The 15,170-nt window shown below is 41.5% G+C and carries 19 protein-coding genes; 4 read left to right on the forward strand and 15 right to left on the reverse strand.

All coding sequences use genetic code 11. The features are described from left to right. Nucleotides 1-139: 139 nt before the first annotated feature. From V7K97_RS10120 to V7K97_RS10135, 4 genes are all read right to left on the reverse strand, one after another. On the reverse strand, nt 140-973 hold the full coding sequence (locus tag V7K97_RS10120) for a hypothetical protein (RefSeq protein WP_334800775.1): 834 nt from the start codon (nt 971-973) through the stop codon (nt 140-142). A 62-nt stretch (nt 974-1,035) separates the two neighbouring features. Continuing rightward, nucleotides 1,036-1,227: a hypothetical protein gene (locus V7K97_RS10125; RefSeq protein WP_334800776.1), complete on the reverse strand. Its 192-nt coding sequence runs from the start codon at nt 1,225-1,227 to the stop codon at nt 1,036-1,038. A gap of 2 nt (nt 1,228-1,229) precedes the next feature. After that, nucleotides 1,230-1,703: a type II toxin-antitoxin system VapC family toxin gene (locus tag V7K97_RS10130; protein ID WP_334800778.1), complete on the reverse strand. Its 474-nt coding sequence runs from the start codon at nt 1,701-1,703 to the stop codon at nt 1,230-1,232. Next, the gene (locus V7K97_RS10135; RefSeq protein ID WP_334800779.1) at nt 1,703-3,271 is read right to left on the reverse strand and encodes an acyl-CoA synthetase; all 1,569 of its coding nucleotides are present in this window, start codon (nt 3,269-3,271) and stop codon (nt 1,703-1,705) included. The genes V7K97_RS10130 and V7K97_RS10135 overlap by 1 nt, the downstream gene beginning before the upstream one ends. Before the next feature lie 345 nt (nt 3,272-3,616). On the opposite strand from V7K97_RS10135, the gene V7K97_RS10140 reads away from it, so the two are divergent. Continuing rightward, entirely contained in the window at nt 3,617-4,312 is a 696-nt protein-coding gene (locus V7K97_RS10140; protein ID WP_334800780.1) for a hypothetical protein, read from the forward strand. A 39-nt stretch (nt 4,313-4,351) separates the two neighbouring features. Here the strand turns inward: V7K97_RS10140 and V7K97_RS10145 are convergent, their stop codons facing one another. Next, nucleotides 4,352-5,479: a tetratricopeptide repeat protein gene (locus V7K97_RS10145; RefSeq protein ID WP_334800781.1), complete on the reverse strand. Its 1,128-nt coding sequence runs from the start codon at nt 5,477-5,479 to the stop codon at nt 4,352-4,354. A 98-nt stretch (nt 5,480-5,577) separates the two neighbouring features. After that, nucleotides 5,578-6,207 (reverse strand): sigma-70 family RNA polymerase sigma factor, encoded by a 630-nt coding sequence (locus V7K97_RS10150; RefSeq protein WP_334800782.1) that lies wholly within the window; start codon nt 6,205-6,207, stop codon nt 5,578-5,580. Between the two features lie 196 nt (nt 6,208-6,403). On the opposite strand from V7K97_RS10150, the gene V7K97_RS10155 reads away from it, so the two are divergent. Further along, entirely contained in the window at nt 6,404-7,000 is a 597-nt protein-coding gene (locus tag V7K97_RS10155; protein WP_334800783.1) for a glyoxalase-like domain protein, read from the forward strand. 704 nt (nt 7,001-7,704) lie between these two features. Here the strand turns inward: V7K97_RS10155 and V7K97_RS10160 are convergent. The 6 genes from V7K97_RS10160 to V7K97_RS10185 all read right to left on the reverse strand — a co-directional run bounded on the left by V7K97_RS10160 (nt 7,705) and on the right by V7K97_RS10185 (nt 11,531). After that, complete coding sequence (locus V7K97_RS10160; RefSeq protein ID WP_334800784.1) at nt 7,705-8,061, reverse strand: CHAT domain-containing protein; 357 nt, start codon at nt 8,059-8,061, stop codon at nt 7,705-7,707. Then, on the reverse strand, nt 8,042-8,917 hold the full coding sequence (locus V7K97_RS10165; RefSeq protein ID WP_334800786.1) for a tetratricopeptide repeat protein: 876 nt from the start codon (nt 8,915-8,917) through the stop codon (nt 8,042-8,044). The genes V7K97_RS10160 and V7K97_RS10165 overlap by 20 nt, the downstream gene beginning before the upstream one ends. A gap of 17 nt (nt 8,918-8,934) precedes the next feature. Further along, nucleotides 8,935-9,414, reverse strand: coding sequence for a hypothetical protein (locus V7K97_RS10170; protein WP_334800787.1), 480 nt, complete (start codon nt 9,412-9,414; stop codon nt 8,935-8,937). A gap of 241 nt (nt 9,415-9,655) precedes the next feature. Continuing rightward, nucleotides 9,656-10,288, reverse strand: coding sequence for a hypothetical protein (locus tag V7K97_RS10175; protein WP_334800788.1), 633 nt, complete (start codon nt 10,286-10,288; stop codon nt 9,656-9,658). A 134-nt stretch (nt 10,289-10,422) separates the two neighbouring features. Next, entirely contained in the window at nt 10,423-11,127 is a 705-nt protein-coding gene (locus V7K97_RS10180) for a helix-turn-helix domain-containing protein (RefSeq protein WP_334800790.1), read from the reverse strand. Then, entirely contained in the window at nt 11,127-11,531 is a 405-nt protein-coding gene (locus tag V7K97_RS10185; protein WP_334800791.1) for a type II toxin-antitoxin system RelE/ParE family toxin, read from the reverse strand. Before V7K97_RS10185 ends, V7K97_RS10180 begins: the two co-directional genes overlap by 1 nt. 146 nt (nt 11,532-11,677) lie before the next feature. Between V7K97_RS10185 and V7K97_RS10190 the strand changes: the two genes are divergently transcribed. Both V7K97_RS10190 and V7K97_RS10195 read left to right on the forward strand, forming a co-directional pair. Next, nucleotides 11,678-12,244 carry a Uma2 family endonuclease gene (locus V7K97_RS10190; protein ID WP_334800792.1) on the forward strand — a complete coding sequence of 189 codons (567 nt, stop codon included), beginning with the start codon at nt 11,678-11,680 and terminating at the stop codon, nt 12,242-12,244. A 432-nt stretch (nt 12,245-12,676) separates the two neighbouring features. After that, nucleotides 12,677-13,024, forward strand: a complete 348-nt coding sequence (locus V7K97_RS10195) for a type II toxin-antitoxin system Phd/YefM family antitoxin (protein ID WP_334800793.1) — start codon at nt 12,677-12,679, stop codon at nt 13,022-13,024. On the opposite strand, the gene V7K97_RS10200 is transcribed toward V7K97_RS10195, so the two are convergent. The 3 genes from V7K97_RS10200 to pstA form a co-directional block, all read right to left on the reverse strand. Further along, on the reverse strand, nt 12,960-13,241 hold the full coding sequence (locus V7K97_RS10200; RefSeq protein WP_334691509.1) for a hypothetical protein: 282 nt from the start codon (nt 13,239-13,241) through the stop codon (nt 12,960-12,962). The genes V7K97_RS10195 and V7K97_RS10200 overlap by 65 nt on opposite strands. 171 nt (nt 13,242-13,412) lie before the next feature. After that, nucleotides 13,413-14,219 carry a phosphate ABC transporter ATP-binding protein PstB gene (gene pstB / locus V7K97_RS10205; RefSeq protein WP_334800795.1) on the reverse strand — a complete coding sequence of 269 codons (807 nt, stop codon included), beginning with the start codon at nt 14,217-14,219 and terminating at the stop codon, nt 13,413-13,415. Between the two features lie 55 nt (nt 14,220-14,274). Further along, on the reverse strand, nt 14,275-15,159 hold the full coding sequence (gene pstA / locus V7K97_RS10210) for a phosphate ABC transporter permease PstA (protein ID WP_334800796.1): 885 nt from the start codon (nt 15,157-15,159) through the stop codon (nt 14,275-14,277). Between the last annotated feature and the right edge of the window lie 11 nt (nt 15,160-15,170).

The following is a 15,170-nucleotide window of genomic DNA, read 5'->3' on the forward strand; positions in this document are numbered from 1 at the left end:
AGCCTCCAACGCCACTTGCTACAACGCGGGAAACCCGCGCAACGCAGCGGCTCCCCAACCGACAATTTTTTTGCAGCATTAAAGCCATGACAGGTTACTACAAGACTACCGAGATTTTTTCAGAAATCAAATATGATTCCTATAGACCGAACAATTTAGAAATTGCAGGCAATAATTTATTACCCGCTTCAACAAGCGTTGCGATCGCAGGTAAGCCTGTAAATATCCCTTTCAACATGATGATTGCATTTTTTGCCGTCTTTTGCTTAGTCGATTCTTGAGGATTTTTACCTGCTTCTGCTAAAGCTTCTACCTGTAACAATGCATCAGCTTTGTCTGTTTCCGGCAAATCTGAAGACTGTGAAATTGCCTCGTGCAACTGCGTCAACAATTCTTTAATTCCTGGTTTCTCGGCATCCGGTGAATCAGGTAACTCATTGAGGGCAATACTCACATTACCGCTAATAGTTCCCAGGTTGGCAACCGAACCACCGCCAGCGATACCGCTAACATTACTGCTGCCTTGAATACTGATGCCACTGATATCAGACATGATGGTATTTCCTTGTGTATAAGATTTGGGATGCCCAAGTGCAGTTGTGATCATATTTTTTAAATCACTAATATAACTATCTTTTTCTACCAGCAATAATTGCTGACTCTGCGATAAAGCTTTGACTTGATTATAATCATCAAAATATTCGGCACTCAGTTGAGATTTATTGCTCCCTACTGCGGTTTTGGCTCTGAGCAAGATTTTATCATCGCCGCGTTTCTCCATTGCCACGATTTCTAACTCGGCTTCTGGATGTTTTTCAGCGAGGGTTTTGAAAGCTATGGCAACGGCGCGAGGGTCAACATTGAAAGGCTCATTTTTGCACTTTTTATTAAAACGCGATGTGCGACTTAATATTTTGACCTCTCTCCAAACCTCTCTCCTTTTAGGAGAGAGGCTTTGAATCTTACTCCCCAACGCTAGTAGGGAAGGGGTTGGGGGTTAGGTTTGAGAGAAAGTTGCACATCGCTTATTAACTTTTAGCTAGTCGGGTGCAGTGACTTGCTATGCTGTTTACTGGGTTGTTTGAGTGGCTGTGAAATGATCTGCCGACTACTTAGGGCTTGCTTTTGTCGCAAGTCATCACAAATTGCTTGTAAGTCGTAGTTGAAAGCCTTTGCATGTTCTTCTCGAATTCTATAAATTTCTTCAAGAATTTCATCTTTCCACATATCTACTCTCCCATTAGTTCGTAGGGTGTACAAAGGGTTGGTAACTCGTATCCAGCATCAAGACTGATTTGGGCTAGCTTCTTCTGGATTTGAGCATTAGCAATATGCTTACAGTTCCACGTTAATAGATAGTCCAATCCGTAAACTGTAGCCGCCGCAATATGAAGCGCATCATCAGCGGCTTTCGGTGGAAGGCTACTTTTTGCGAGAAATTGTGCTGCTAAATTTTGAACGGCTTCACTGACTTCAAGCAAAGGAAAATCACGCACTATTTCAAGTCGCTTCGTTGCTATCTCTGTATCGCCTTGTGCTACTTCATCCAAAACCACTTGAGAAATGTAGAGCATAAACTGATTGCGACGTCTGTCCCACCATTCCCGCGTAGCTTCTAAATTAGCCATCAGGATCAAGTTGTTGCTGGGTCTAGCAGTCAAGTAGCCAACAATACTGGTTTCGATGTAAACAGTTTCGCTCATCACATTGGACGCACATCTTGGTCTGCTTGATTATGTTTCAGAATAGCAAATAGCTCAACCACCGTTGGCTTAGTCACTTTCCCCATAGCATTGCGCGGTAATTCTTCAACCGTCAAAATTTGGGTTGGCACTTTATAGACAGCCAATCGCTCTTTTGCCCAACTCCTGAAAGATTCTAATGTTAAAGCTTGTGACCCTTGCAATACTAACGCGGCACAAACCCGTTCACCCCATTCTATATCTACAACCCCAACCACTGCACATTCCTGAATATCTGGATGCGATCGCAGTACTTCTTCAATTTCCAGAGCAGAAACTTTATACCCTCCAGTTTTGATGATATCTACACTCATCCGTCCCAGAATCCGGTAGTTGCCGTTCTCAACGACGGCGGTATCTCCAGTACAAAACCAGCCATCTTGGAAGGCTTTGGCCGTTGCTTGGGGGTTTTGCCAATATTCTAGAAACACTCCGGGGCCTTTAACTTGGATCTCTCCTGGTGTTCCTGCTGGGACTAACTCTCCGTTTCCATCCACTAATCTCACTTCAACATGAGGTAGAGGCTTCCCTACATAACCCGATTGCCGTTCACCGTGTAAAGGGTTCGATAGCGCCATACCAATTTCCGTCATGCCATAGCGCTCAAGCAGAAAATGGCCGCTGATAGTCTGCCACTTATCTAAAACTTGAACTGGTAACGCTGCCGAGCCAGAAACCATCAGGCGCATCTTAGTACAGCCTTCTGACATAGTTTTTTGGCGTTCGCTAGAGGCCTTTTCCCAAGCAGCAATCAGCTTTACATAAATCGTCGGTACTGCCATAAATAGGGTTAAGTCACCTTCACAAATTCGCCTCCAAACGGTTTCGGCATCAAATTTGCTCAATATATAACACTCCGCTCCAGCCCATAAAGCACAAGTCAATACATTGACAATCCCATGAATATGATGTAGGGGCAGGATATGTAAAATGCGTTCGCTAGATGTCCATTCCCAAGCCGCGATCAAACTAGTCACTTGCGCTTGAATATTTTGGTGAGTTGTAACTACACCCTTTGGTTTACCTGTTGTACCGCTCGTGTAAAGAATTAAGGCGCGTCTAGTGATATCTACCTCTGGGAGGCGACGAAGATTATGTGGAAGCGTTTCTGAGGTGAGGATAAATCGCAAATTTTGTTCTTGGGCGAGCGATGCCTGCGGCGGTAAACTACGCAGTATACCCTCAAAATTAGGATGAGCAACAATAATCGATGCTCCAGAATTGGTAATTACATACTCCAATTCGGGTCGCGGGTAGGAAATACATAGAGGTACAGCTATACCACCAGCCCGCCAAATTCCCCATTGAGTGGCTACATACTCAAACCCAGGCGGGATGAGAAAGGCAACTCGCTGCTCGTGTAAATCTTCTGTATTCTCAAGAAGACCTGTTGCTATTTGACTGGAAGTGTGCAGCAAATCTCCATAAGTAAATACTGTATCTGTTGTAGCGTTGGCGCAGCCACTTGGAACGATAATCGCTGTTTTATCGTTGTATTCTTCAGCACGAATAATCAATGGGAGATTCACGTTTCTTTACCAACTTCGGGTTGATTCACTCTACTTAGTGAAAGCATATAGCAATGTGGTGTTGCTGAATCTGGTACTTTTGCAGCTGCATTGCGATCGCTCAATATAATTCTGTATAAATATAACAGAACCCAGTTTTTTTAGTGAATTCTGTAATTTATCACTAATGATTTAGTTTATTCAGCCTTAGGAATGAAATAGTTATGTCTAATTTTCAAGTCTCTGGCTAGATACAAAAGTAAAGAATGAATAGTTAATATTAAATACATAAATTACAGCTTAATTAAAATTGCTGCTTTTAAATTCTTAAAAGAAGATAATTTGATGTTTTCCGAGGAGTCAATAATGAATATGAAGTTTCAAAATTTTCGCAAGTCTGCTGAGTTACTTGGCGCTATTTGCGGGGGATTACTGATTAGTCTGCCAGCAATTCCTCAAGTATTAGCACAAGAATCTATTCCCAAAATCAACCCTTGTCCGAGAATTTTCTACGAAGAACCACATAATAATCAGGTTGTGGTACCACAAGGATGTCCTCCCAACGCGCTAACACAAAGACTAGCTGCTCAAGGGCTTCTTCCCGTGGCTGCTACCCCATCACAAGAGCAAACAGGATTGGGTGTCGGCGGTGAAAGTCCCGAATCAAGTGCTAGACCACCACGCCCAGCCCCTGGAGAAGCGGTTTCCACTGACCAACCATCACTGCTGCAACCACGGCAAGCCCCCAACGCGACGATCGCACTCACTGATGGTAAGGTTAATGTCAGGTTGGTGAATGACACTGCGGCTAAGGTAACTTTCCAAGTGATTGGCGATACGGCACCGCGATCGCTACAAGGTAAATCAGATGTAACACTGCAAGGTCTAAGGACACCGATAACGGTAACATTTGAACGAGAAGATGGCGGACAGTTGATAGTGACTCCACAAGCTTCTTCAGAGCCGGGAAGCTTAGAAGTTACATTTAATGAAGCCACCAATGCAGCACAGGGTAGAAGTGCTATGAGAATTGAACGAAATGGTTCAGTGTTTTTGAATTAATCAAATAGCACTAAAGTAGGGGCAATTCATGAATTGCCCCTACTTCTTCTGAAGCATTTTAGTTAGCTGATCCTGTAATTGCACTTCTTGCTTGCTGTCTTCCAAGGTCCGCGCCAGTATAATCGCCCGTTCGTAAAAATTGCGGGCAGTTACGTAATTACCTTGTTGCTTGTATACTTGAGCGTAAGACTCAAAAGATTTCAATTCTTCTCGCAAATTTTGCAACTCTTTAGCAAGTGCTAAACGTTGCTCTAATAAGTCAAAGGCGCGTTCATAGCGTCCGACAGCCGTGTGAGCCGTAACTAAACCATCAATTGCCCGTAATTCATTGGTGCGATCGCGGTTATTTTTAGCTGTCTGCATTGCTTCACCATAAGTAGCAATGGTATCTTGATAATTTCCAGATGCTAAATAAGCATCACCTAAATTATTCAAGGTATTTGCTTCACCGATGGCATCGCCAGTCTGACGGCGGAAAGTTAAGGCATTTTCGTACAATTTAATCGCCTTGTTGTAATCTCCCAATCTGGCACTTACCAAACCCAAATTACTCAAAGAAAGTCCTTCACCTTCAATATTTTTGACACCGTGAGCAATTGCGAGTGCATCTTCAACAGTTTTACCAGCAGCAGCAGATTCGCCTCGTAGCAGAAAAAACGTACCGATATTATTCAGCACAAAAATCTGAGCTTGCAAGTCTTTAGTATCACGAGCGATCGCTAATCCCCGTCTTAAAGCATCTTCCGCCTCTTTTGAGCTACCAAGCTGGATATAAGCCTCAGCAAGCAAATTATAAGTCAGACCTTGTGCTTTCAGGTCACCAATTGAGTGATATAGTTCTAGTGCCCGCAAGCAAGACGCAATTGTTTTGTCGGCAGATCCTGAAGTGTACTGTTGTTCACCGATACTCAGCAAACTATCTGCTTCATCTCTTGATTCTCGCCCAACGGAACTATTTAAAGGTCGATGGAGTTGTTGCGTAATATCAACCGCACCCGCAGCTATGGGACTCAGCAAAAAATTAAACAGTAAAAAGCTGTGTAAAAGTATCTGCGGACGAGAAATTGCACGCCAGTTGCTACAACTCTGGAAACCAGAGCAACGCGCCGACTTACCTACACAAATTAAGCCTACCTTTTGCCTGGGACATACAAGCCTTTGTTTCATAAAAATTACCCGTAAAGTTGCGGGTTTAAGTAAAAGGTCTAAGAAGAAGTTTTAAGTTTTTAAATGGAAGACAGTCAATATACGCGTTTATACTTAAGTTAGAATTGAGCTAAATCTTCCCCAAAGTATATGTCGCGGATATCTGTGGGTAATTTGTCCTCTAGTATACGATAGCCTTCCTGGAGAAAATTGGCTACCTCGCTAGGAGCGATCGCTTCTCCTTCAGCTTGCAGATAGGCAGCAATTCTAGTTTCGCTCCAGTGGAAAGTTTGAGCCATTAACACGATTAATCGTAAAACTGGTGGTAGTTGGTCTAAAGCCTTTTCTACATAGCACCATAGCGGCGGCGAAGTCGCTTGAAGGGAATAATGAATTGCTTCTGTAGGTGGTAGTTTAATGTCGTTAATACAAAAAGCTGTGATATTAATTAACCAATTTTGCATGGTTAAGGTTGACTCACCTGATTCCGAGTCAGTTAAATTTAGTCCACCGAGTTCGTAATAGATATGTCGCCAGGTGAGGGCAAACAGATAATCTGCCTGCACAGGCGATCGCGCTGAATGCCGAATTAAGGTATACACTATGGGACTATAGCGGCAGAAAATCACTGTAAAATACTTTCCAGCATCTGGATAGCGCTGAAACAGAGTCAGTAGTTCATGGTCACTGTGATGAAACAGCGACTTCACCAGTGGGTGATTAGCTTCGGGAAAATGAGGAATTTGCACAAGCCTTTGAGTTGATAGTTGTTAAAATAGTTTTGGGAATTGAACTCCCGTAGTTAATCGCATAATATCTTGGTGTTGACCAGTTTGTAGTCCAGACTCAGACTACTTGAGTATTGATAAACTAGAAACAAGGACTTAATTCTAGTCTTAATCGACAGTCATAAAATCAACTCCCTTATAGAATCCTTATTTGTTCATGGTTATAGCAGTTAGTGTGATCTCGTTCCTGCTCAGTCCCCTTACTTTAGGCTCCTTTCTGCCTTCTTTGCCCTTGGATAGCCTATTCTCCACCCAAGGCATTATGGTGATGCTGCTAGCGGCTTACGCTGGTGCCATGTGGATGTTTCTCACCAGTGCCCCAAAAGTACACACTGTAATGGTGTCAGATTTGGAGATTGCTCGACAGTTGTATGAAGGGCTGCTAGATTTGCCAGCAGCCGAGGTGCCATTGCACTACTACTACAACTACGAACAAACTCTAGGCGCAACTGGCATTGATCCACTATATATGTCTACTGGGCCGAGCTTGTCTAGCAAAATGATGAATAATGGCAACGATGGGCTGTGGTATCAATTGAAGAAAAACACCCAGCTACACGTGATAACTGGCGCGAGTTTAGGTATCAAAAATCAGCAACGCCACATTTGTTTTGACCACGATTGCCTAGAAATGATTTTAATGCGAGTCGAAACGCGTGGTTTGAAATTGAAGATTCGTAACCAGAAACCCCTGAATTTTTTAGTCAAGGACTATGAAGGGCGGGTGATTGAGGTGGCTGAGGTAGCGAATTAATCCTTAGTTATCAGATTATTTTACGTTTGGTGGGGCGTAACTTGCCAACCTAGTACAAGAAGGCAAAAGTAAAAAGGCAAAAGTAAAAAGAAAGAATGCTTATTTTGTAGGCTTTCTGGCTATTTAAAATGGTTGCTTTATTTACGCCGTGTCGTACTAGGTGTAAATAAATCAAAGTTTGTAGTGAGGACTTTAGTCCTAATAAACAAACTCTGCTATGAACGATGAATCGCTCACTACAAAACTTTATACAACTAGCCCTTTCAAGGTGGGTAAAAATTTTGGTCAAAAAATTCCTCTTTAATCTCTTTACTCTGTGTTCTCTGCGCCTCTGTGGTTAAATAAATTACTTTTTAACCGCAGAGGCACAGAGAAGCCAGTGCGTTGGGCGGGTTCCCCGACTTGAAGCAACTGGCGCAACACAGAGAGAAAAAACAGATTTTAGTAGTCACCTTGAAAGGGCTACTTTATACAACTTACGCATTGACAAGAAATTCAAAATATGAATAAGGTTGAAAACCAGATATTTGGTAAGGGCACAGCAATGTTCCCTACAGCATGGTCTATTTACGATCGCAGGATAGTTAAGAAAAGCCTGAAACAACCTATGCATCGTTAATTCATCTCACGATGCATTTGTACACTGCCTAAGCCCTACTTTAATTATTTACGCCGACTTACTTAATCGTTCCAATATTGTTTTCTCACCGTAAACCGTGGCAAATAAAAGCAGCCCAGTAACGAGGATCTGAAAAGGGAAATTGCTGAGTAGAGTTTTCGATTTCTATAATTTGTCTGTTCAATTTGGTATACATATTATATTCAAGCTTCCATTGCTCATATTCGATAGAATCTGAAGGATATTTTTTTCTATTTACTATAAGTTCTTTTTCTCTTCGTTCTACTTCCTGGAATATTTTATTTAGGTCTATTTTTGGAAATTCTCGTAGCTGAGTTTGCGCTTTCTGTAAAGCTTCAGGACGGTTTTTACCTTCTTGTCGCTGCTGATAGTAAAAAATGGAAAATAATGCTGTGGCTAAATCATTGACTGACCTGTTCAATATTATCCAATCTATCAATACCAATTGTCTTGCAGTAGGCATTGCCCAGATTGATTTTAATTCCAGCCCATTTTTTAGGAAATGTCTTCTGATTATATATTTGCAAAGCATTTTGATAGCATACAATCGATATTTTCAAATTCTCCGATTGGTCACCACAAATTTTGTCAAGATAGGCATTTCCTAAATTATTTTGTGTATCTGCCCACCTTTCATGAAATTTTTCATGGTTGTAAACTTGCAAGGTATTTTGATAGCAAATAATAGCAATTTCCAAATTATCGAATCGATCACCACGAATTCTGTCAAGATAGGCATTTCCTAAATTACTTTGTGTATCTGCCCACCTTTCAGGAAATTTTTCACGGTTATACACTTGCAAGGCATTTTGATAGCAAATAATCGCTGTCTCCAAATTTTTGGATCGTTCTCCACGTAGCCTTTTACAGTATGCATTGCCCAGACTGTTTTGAGCGGTAGCCCATTCTTCTTGATATATTTTGTGGCTGAAAACACTTTCAACCATTTGGTAGCCGATGATCGCAATTTCCAAATTAATAGCTGGAAACCCCAAGGAAAAATCCTGAATTAAATTGCTGAAGTTGACAATATCTACTGCCATTGCATGTGCTTTTTCTGCATCTACTCTAAACAGTGTATCTAATGCCCAACTTCGCCAGACTTGAATCAGCTTATCATCCAGTTTGTTCAGGTTAGTTTGCAGTAATGAAGAGATTGCCTGGGAGTTGCCGTTGCTGTCGTGGGTCACCTGCAATACCTCAAGCAAGAAATCGAGATAGTATTTGTGGTTTTGTATTCCTTTTTTTTGTTTTTGAGTACCGAATCCTTTTGCCATCTTAATTCAGCTATTTTCTATTTATGGTTATCAAATATTTCTGCCAACTTCTCTAGCAATTCTTCAGCTAAATCCAACAACCCAATTTCATCAACTTCATCATTACTACTTCCGCGATTACTTTCTGCAACCGCCACGCCACCCACTAACATATTTTTGACAGCAAAAATCCGATCATCTTCTTCAGATAAACTCAAACATCTTTCCAACTCAACAGCAATTTTTTGTAGCGATTTATCTTTTAGCTGCTTTCTTAGCCTCACCGCTACCAAGTCATCACTTTGCAGTAAATTAGTCACTAATTCTACAAAACTTTGCTGCCCATCTTCGTCTTCTCCCCATGTTTTTAGCCAATCTCCATCAACATCATCACAATATAAATTAGCAGCTTCAAGCCCATACTTTATGATGTCATCCTGCACTTTTTGAGCAGCTTCTACAGCTTGTAAAAGATTGTCTAATCTCTGTTGACGGTCAGATTGTTTTTCCTGAACCATAAGGACTCACTTTGTTAAGTAATAACAGTAATAACGTGGCTATACAAATCCAGTAAATGCAATTGAACGACAATTATAAATTAAGTTTTAAATAACTACCTATACTGAGATTATCGCTGTTAGATAATAATATGTTGACTATAGCAGTTATCGTTTACGTGATGTACACCCGTAGGGGCACGGCATTGCCGTGCCCCTACACCTCGTGATGTAACGTTGTACTGCATCTGAATGGGAACCGCTATATCTGATTTACAAAATCAGTTGCACGGGGATTGTAACTTAAAAATAATCCTCTATCTATTGCCCAAAAAATTAGTGTATTTTCCCAATCATCAAACTTTTCTTGAGAAAATTCTTCTGAGACGCTAGTGAGTTGAATACATAGTGGACTCTCTTGCCTACTGCTAACAATTATATCAGTTGCCATAGACAGGTCTGCAACATAGCGTAATACAGTCGTACCGCCAGAACTTTTAATATTATTAGCAATAGAGCCAATTAATTTGGCATCCTCCTGATTGAACTCCCCTGCCATCAGTTTTCGTCTCCAAATATAAAATTTAGGGTCGTTTTCACTCAACCATTTAGGAAACAAGTAGCCATACCAATATTTTAAAGTTGGATTCAGTACTCTTAACGTTGATTGCTGCTCTTCTTCAGATGGTAATGATTTAAGTCTCAGCCAAACTTCAGCATCTTGGAGCATTTGTTGCAAAAACAGGATGACAAATCTTTTCGCAGTCAGCGAACCCGGTTTGACATCTTTCACCCAGCGATTAATCTCTTCTAACCTTTTCGCTAAAACAGGATCTATAATAGATGCTTCATCTATGAGTAATCTTAATTGTGTTTTAATTTCTTTGGCTTGCAAATAATGATAAACCTCAAATCTGTAGTATATCGCTAAAATTTTAAAATTATTTTATCAGTCTAAATAATAAGTGGAAAACTCTCTATCTTTAGATTAGATATGTAGTACCAAGGTAGACTGTAGTCTGTGTCATCCTAAATATCTGCCAACTTTTCTAGCAATTCTTCAGCTAAATCCAACAACTCAATTTCATCAACTTCATCACTATTTCCACGATTACTTTCTCTACACGCCACATTAACAGCCAAAACATTTTTCACCGCAAAAATCTTATCTTCTTCAGATAGACTCAAACATTTTTCCAACTCTACAGCAATTTCTCCGATTGTTCTTGAACCTAAACGCCCTCTTACTTTCACAGCTACCGGCTCGTCACTTTCAAGTAGTTTTACCAAAGCTGTTTTCAGTCCATCATGTTCACCAGAAAACTTCTCAACAGCGACACGCACATATTCCCGGATGCTCATGTTTGCCGCCAATGCTTTTTGGAAAACTACATCTGGTACATCTACCAGCAACACACCTTCGTTATCACTAGCTTGATATAAGTCATCCCCTTGTTTGACGGCTACCAACAAATCTGCACCCAAGGTATGTAAATAGTGCAACACTGATTCCAACTCATGTTCCTTTAACGCCGACTCCAACTTGGACACAGCCGCCTGCTTTACTCCCAGTTTTTGGGCTAGCTCTGCCTGAGTCAATCCTGCTTTATTACGTATTTCCCGCATAGCATCAGTAAGATATAGACGCAGATACTCTAACTTTCCCGCCAAAATCACTTCTGGCTCGTCGCTTACCTTCTGCTGCAACCAAGCTTGAAAATTAGGTTTTTTCATCAATTTTCCCTCTGCTGCAATTCACGTAATCTTACTCTTGCAGGCTCTTTATCTCTATCTTTAATAGCGTTGTCGTATTTCTTCATAAAGGCGTGCAGCACTACAAACCGTTGAGGAGTAGCAGCCGTTAAAATAAACCTTGGATTATGTTCACTCTTGGTCATACGTAACTCATACAGGTTATCTTCAAGTTTCTCAAAGATGCCACTGGTGAGTGATGCGAGTCCTTTGTTACACAGATAGCCAAGATTAACTTGCAAACGCCTGGTTTCTGAAGGACTCAGTAATGCCTTTGGTGGATTTTCTGATTGCTCCTGTTCAGGAATCATCCTAATGAAAAAAGCAAGCAAATCTTTGGGGATTTCCCCATTGACATCTTGATAAAGTTCCCAAGTCCAATTCACTTCGTACCTCAAAGTATAGTATTCCTTATAAGGAATGTCAATATATTATTCTTTATAAGGAATATCGCATAGATTATGGGAATGCAACTAAAATGTTCCATTTCCACTCAGGCTAAAATAGGTAAATCCTCTAACAAAAATGATTTATGAACCAGCCGATATCTGAGAGAGTGCGCTGGACTACCGCCGACTTAGAGTTGTTTCCAGATAACGGGAATCGCTATGAAATTATTGACGGAGAATTGTTTGTGACTAGAGCGCCCCACTGGAACCATCAAAAAACTTGTGTCAGAATTAGCACTTCCTTGGATAATTGGTCACAGGCTACTGGTTTGGGAGAAGTTGTGACTGCTCCAGGAATAATTTTTGGCGATAATGATAATGTGATTCCTGATGTTGTCTGGGCTAGCAATGAAAGATTGCCTTTACTTTTAGACGAGGCGGGACATTTGACGGGTGCGCCAGAACTGGTTGTAGAGGTGCTATCTGCTGGTAGTGAAAATGAAAAGCGGGACAGGGAACTAAAACTTAAGCTCTACTCATCACGAGGTGTCAGAGAATATTGGATTGTAGATTGGCGCAAGCAACAGGTAGAAGTATATCGACGCGAACAAGCGAGTTTAAAGTTAGTTGCCACCCTATTTAATGGTGATGAATTGAATTCACCTATATTGCCTAATTTTACTTGTGCGATCGCTCAATTATTTACTTAAACAAATTAGTCAATATTTATTATTCTCATCTTCCCTCTGGAACTATAGCGGTTCCCATTCAGATGCGGTACAACATTACATCACGAGGCGTAGGGGCAGGGCACTGCCCATTGGTGTCAACTTAACGTGAAAGTTAGTTAAGAGAAAGCGTTCTAGAGTTGCCCTCATCCCCTAACCCCGAATCCCAAGATGGGAGAAGGGGAACTGGAGAATTATGCTCCCCTCTCCCAATTTGGGAGAGGGGCTGGGGGTGAGGGCAAAACTCATGCAGTCAGGAGATTTCAGCTTAACTTGACACCAATGGGCACTGCCCTGCCCCTACGGGTGTACCTCACGTAAGCGAGAACCGCTATAAATCAGAATGGGATATGAAGGAATATATTTGTTGAAATTCAACTTCACTTTTTAGTAATGGACAGAGGAGAAGGCGCAATGTCTCAGCAGTACTCAATTGAGCAAGTTACTACGAATCTGGATAAAATTTTTCAGGAAGTTGAACAAGGTGAATCGGTACAAATTACGCGGCAGGGGCAGCAAGTTGCTGTGATTCTGCCTACGGCTGAATATGAACGTCTGCTGCATCGAAAGCTGGGTTTTTGGGAATCTGTGGAGCGATTTCGTCAAGAAATCATAGAAGAAGGAACGGAGATTGATCCCGATGAGGTTTGGAAAGATGTACGCGATAAGTCTCTTTCTGAAAATAGCAAAACTGCTTTTAACTGTGCTGTAAAAACTCAACTTTGGGCAATAATGGATCAGTCACAATACCCACACCACTAAAACCCCAACGTTTGAGCAAGTTTCCCAACTGTGTACGCGCAATAGATTCCACAGCAAAGCGATTTGCCACTTCTGCTGCATGGGTGTTGAGATAGCTAAGAGCATCAAAGTTTTCCTGAAACAGCAATAAATAACCCGATGTTTCAGCGTCAGGACGAGCGATGAGATAATTACCGTCAGTTTTTGAGCGCACCAAGTAATAGACTTCGGACAGCATGGAGATGTGGATGGGGAGAGTCGGGGAGAATTCCTAACTATTGCTAGTCAGTTGGGGTTGCTTTTGTTTGGGAAGTAAAAAATCCTGCAAATAAAAAACTAGAGGAATATCCTACAGCTTTAGCTTCCGAGTATCCCTCAATGCTCTAACATCAAAATGCGAAATAAATATTTATCCAAATTTGCCACTGACGTAATCTCGGGTATCTTCCTGCTGAGGATTATTGAAAATTACTTCTGTTGCGTCGTATTCTACCATGTAGCCGCTACGGGTTCCTGTCTCTGAAGTCCGAACATTAAAAAAGGCTGTCTTATCAGAAACACGCGCTGCTTGCTGCATGTTATGGGTGACAATGACGATAGTATATTGCTCTTTCAGTTCGTGAATCAGTTCTTCAACCCGCAAGGTGGAAATGGGGTCAAGAGCGGAGCAAGGCTCATCCATCAGTATAATTTCCGGTTGGACTGCGATCGCCCGAGCAATACATAACCTCTGTTGTTGTCCACCAGATAAAGACGAGCCACTTTGTCGTAGTTTATCTTTGACTTCATCCCACAAAGCTGCTTTTCTGAGACTGCTTTCTACCAACTCATCGAAATTACCTTTGTAACCGTTGATTTTGGCTCCAAAAGTAATATTGTCATAAATTGATTTGGGAAATGGGTTTGGTCTTTGAAACACCATCCCAATTCTCCGGCGCACTTCTACAGGGTCGATGTCGGGTGCATACAAGTTTTTATCGTAAAAAAGTATTTTACCTTCTGCCCGAAATGACTCAATCAGGTCATTGAGGCGGTTATAGCATCGCAACAACGTACTTTTACCACAACCAGAAGGACCGATAAAGGCTGTCACCTGATTTTTCGGTATATTTAGCCAAATATTCTGTAAGGCTAAAAACTTGCCGTAGTAAATGTTGAGATTTTCAGTGCGTAAAACGGTTTCAGTGTCATTCACTGTGCTAGTGTTGGTAGCCATAAATTAAGTTTAGTGTTGGTTTGGGCGATGGGTATCTGGACTGTAGATGGTATGTTTAGTAAGCTTTTTGACGAGTTGCCCAACGAGCGATGATACTTGTGATTAGAACCATCAATACCAAAATCAAAGATGCTGCCCAAGCTAGAGATTGCCAATTTTTAAACGGTGAAATAGCATATTTGTAAACCAAAACAGCCAGGGAAGCTGTTGGTTGGAATAAGCTATCAGGCCAAAAGTTAGAAAACAGAGCAGTAAATAGTAAAGGTGCGGTTTCTCCAGACGCTCTAGCGATCGCTAGCGTTGCTCCAGTTACAATTGTTGGTAGGGCTGCTGGTAAGACTACTTGACTTACTGTTTGAAAGTTAGTCGCTCCTAAGCCTACAGATGCTTGTCGCAAATCTTGCGACACTAACTGCAAGGCTTCATCGGTAGTTCGCAGAATAATTGGCAACATCAAAATTGCCAGTGCAAAGCCTCCACCGAGAGCTGAATATGATCCTAAGTTTAACTTTACCAGTGTCAAAACTACAATCCCATAAGCAAATACCCCAGCAATAATCGAGGGGACTCCACTGAGGACGTTAGCGGCAAAACGTACCCATCTAGCTACTTTCGCCGAACTAAATTCTGTGATGTAAATCGCCCCCAAAACTCCAAAGGGGATGCTAATCAAGGCAGCAATTCCGACCATTAGTAGTGTGCCTAAGATTGCATTACCAAAGCCTCCTCCCTTTTGTAGAGCCTTGGGTGGCAATTCAACAAACACAGCCAGATTCAGACTGCTAAAGCCTTTAATAATCACGTAAGAAAGCACTGCAAGCAAAGGTAAAAGTGCCAATACTCCGCAGGTAAATGCGACTACGGTCATCACTGTATTAAACAGTGTCCTCTGAGACGTGGGAGAGCGAGTTAAACTGCGCTCTGGAAAATTAGAAGTCATAATTTAACCCA

It is taken from the genome of Nostoc sp. (assembly GCF_036917815.1).
GTDB lineage: Bacteria > Cyanobacteriota > Cyanobacteriia > Cyanobacteriales > Nostocaceae > Nostoc.

Coding starts and splice junctions, on each gene's coding strand:
- V7K97_RS10200 (WP_334691509.1), bottom strand. CDS start 13,241: ATGCTGTCCGAAGTCTATTACTTGGTGCGCTCAAAAACTGACGGTAAT.
- V7K97_RS10165 (WP_334800786.1), bottom strand. CDS start 8,917: ATGGCAAAAGGATTCGGTACTCAAAAACAAAAAAAAGGAATACAAAAC.
- pstB (WP_334800795.1), bottom strand. CDS start 14,219: ATGGCTACCAACACTAGCACAGTGAATGACACTGAAACCGTTTTACGC.
- V7K97_RS10190 (WP_334800792.1), top strand. CDS start 11,678: ATGAACCAGCCGATATCTGAGAGAGTGCGCTGGACTACCGCCGACTTA.
- V7K97_RS10195 (WP_334800793.1), top strand. CDS start 12,677: ATGTCTCAGCAGTACTCAATTGAGCAAGTTACTACGAATCTGGATAAA.
- V7K97_RS10140 (WP_334800780.1), top strand. CDS start 3,617: ATGAATATGAAGTTTCAAAATTTTCGCAAGTCTGCTGAGTTACTTGGC.
- V7K97_RS10180 (WP_334800790.1), bottom strand. CDS start 11,127: ATGAAAAAACCTAATTTTCAAGCTTGGTTGCAGCAGAAGGTAAGCGAC.
- V7K97_RS10155 (WP_334800783.1), top strand. CDS start 6,404: ATGGTTATAGCAGTTAGTGTGATCTCGTTCCTGCTCAGTCCCCTTACT.
- pstA (WP_334800796.1), bottom strand. CDS start 15,159: ATGACTTCTAATTTTCCAGAGCGCAGTTTAACTCGCTCTCCCACGTCT.
- V7K97_RS10170 (WP_334800787.1), bottom strand. CDS start 9,414: ATGGTTCAGGAAAAACAATCTGACCGTCAACAGAGATTAGACAATCTT.
- V7K97_RS10130 (WP_334800778.1), bottom strand. CDS start 1,703: ATGAGCGAAACTGTTTACATCGAAACCAGTATTGTTGGCTACTTGACT.
- V7K97_RS10125 (WP_334800776.1), bottom strand. CDS start 1,227: ATGTGGAAAGATGAAATTCTTGAAGAAATTTATAGAATTCGAGAAGAA.
- V7K97_RS10145 (WP_334800781.1), bottom strand. CDS start 5,479: ATGAAACAAAGGCTTGTATGTCCCAGGCAAAAGGTAGGCTTAATTTGT.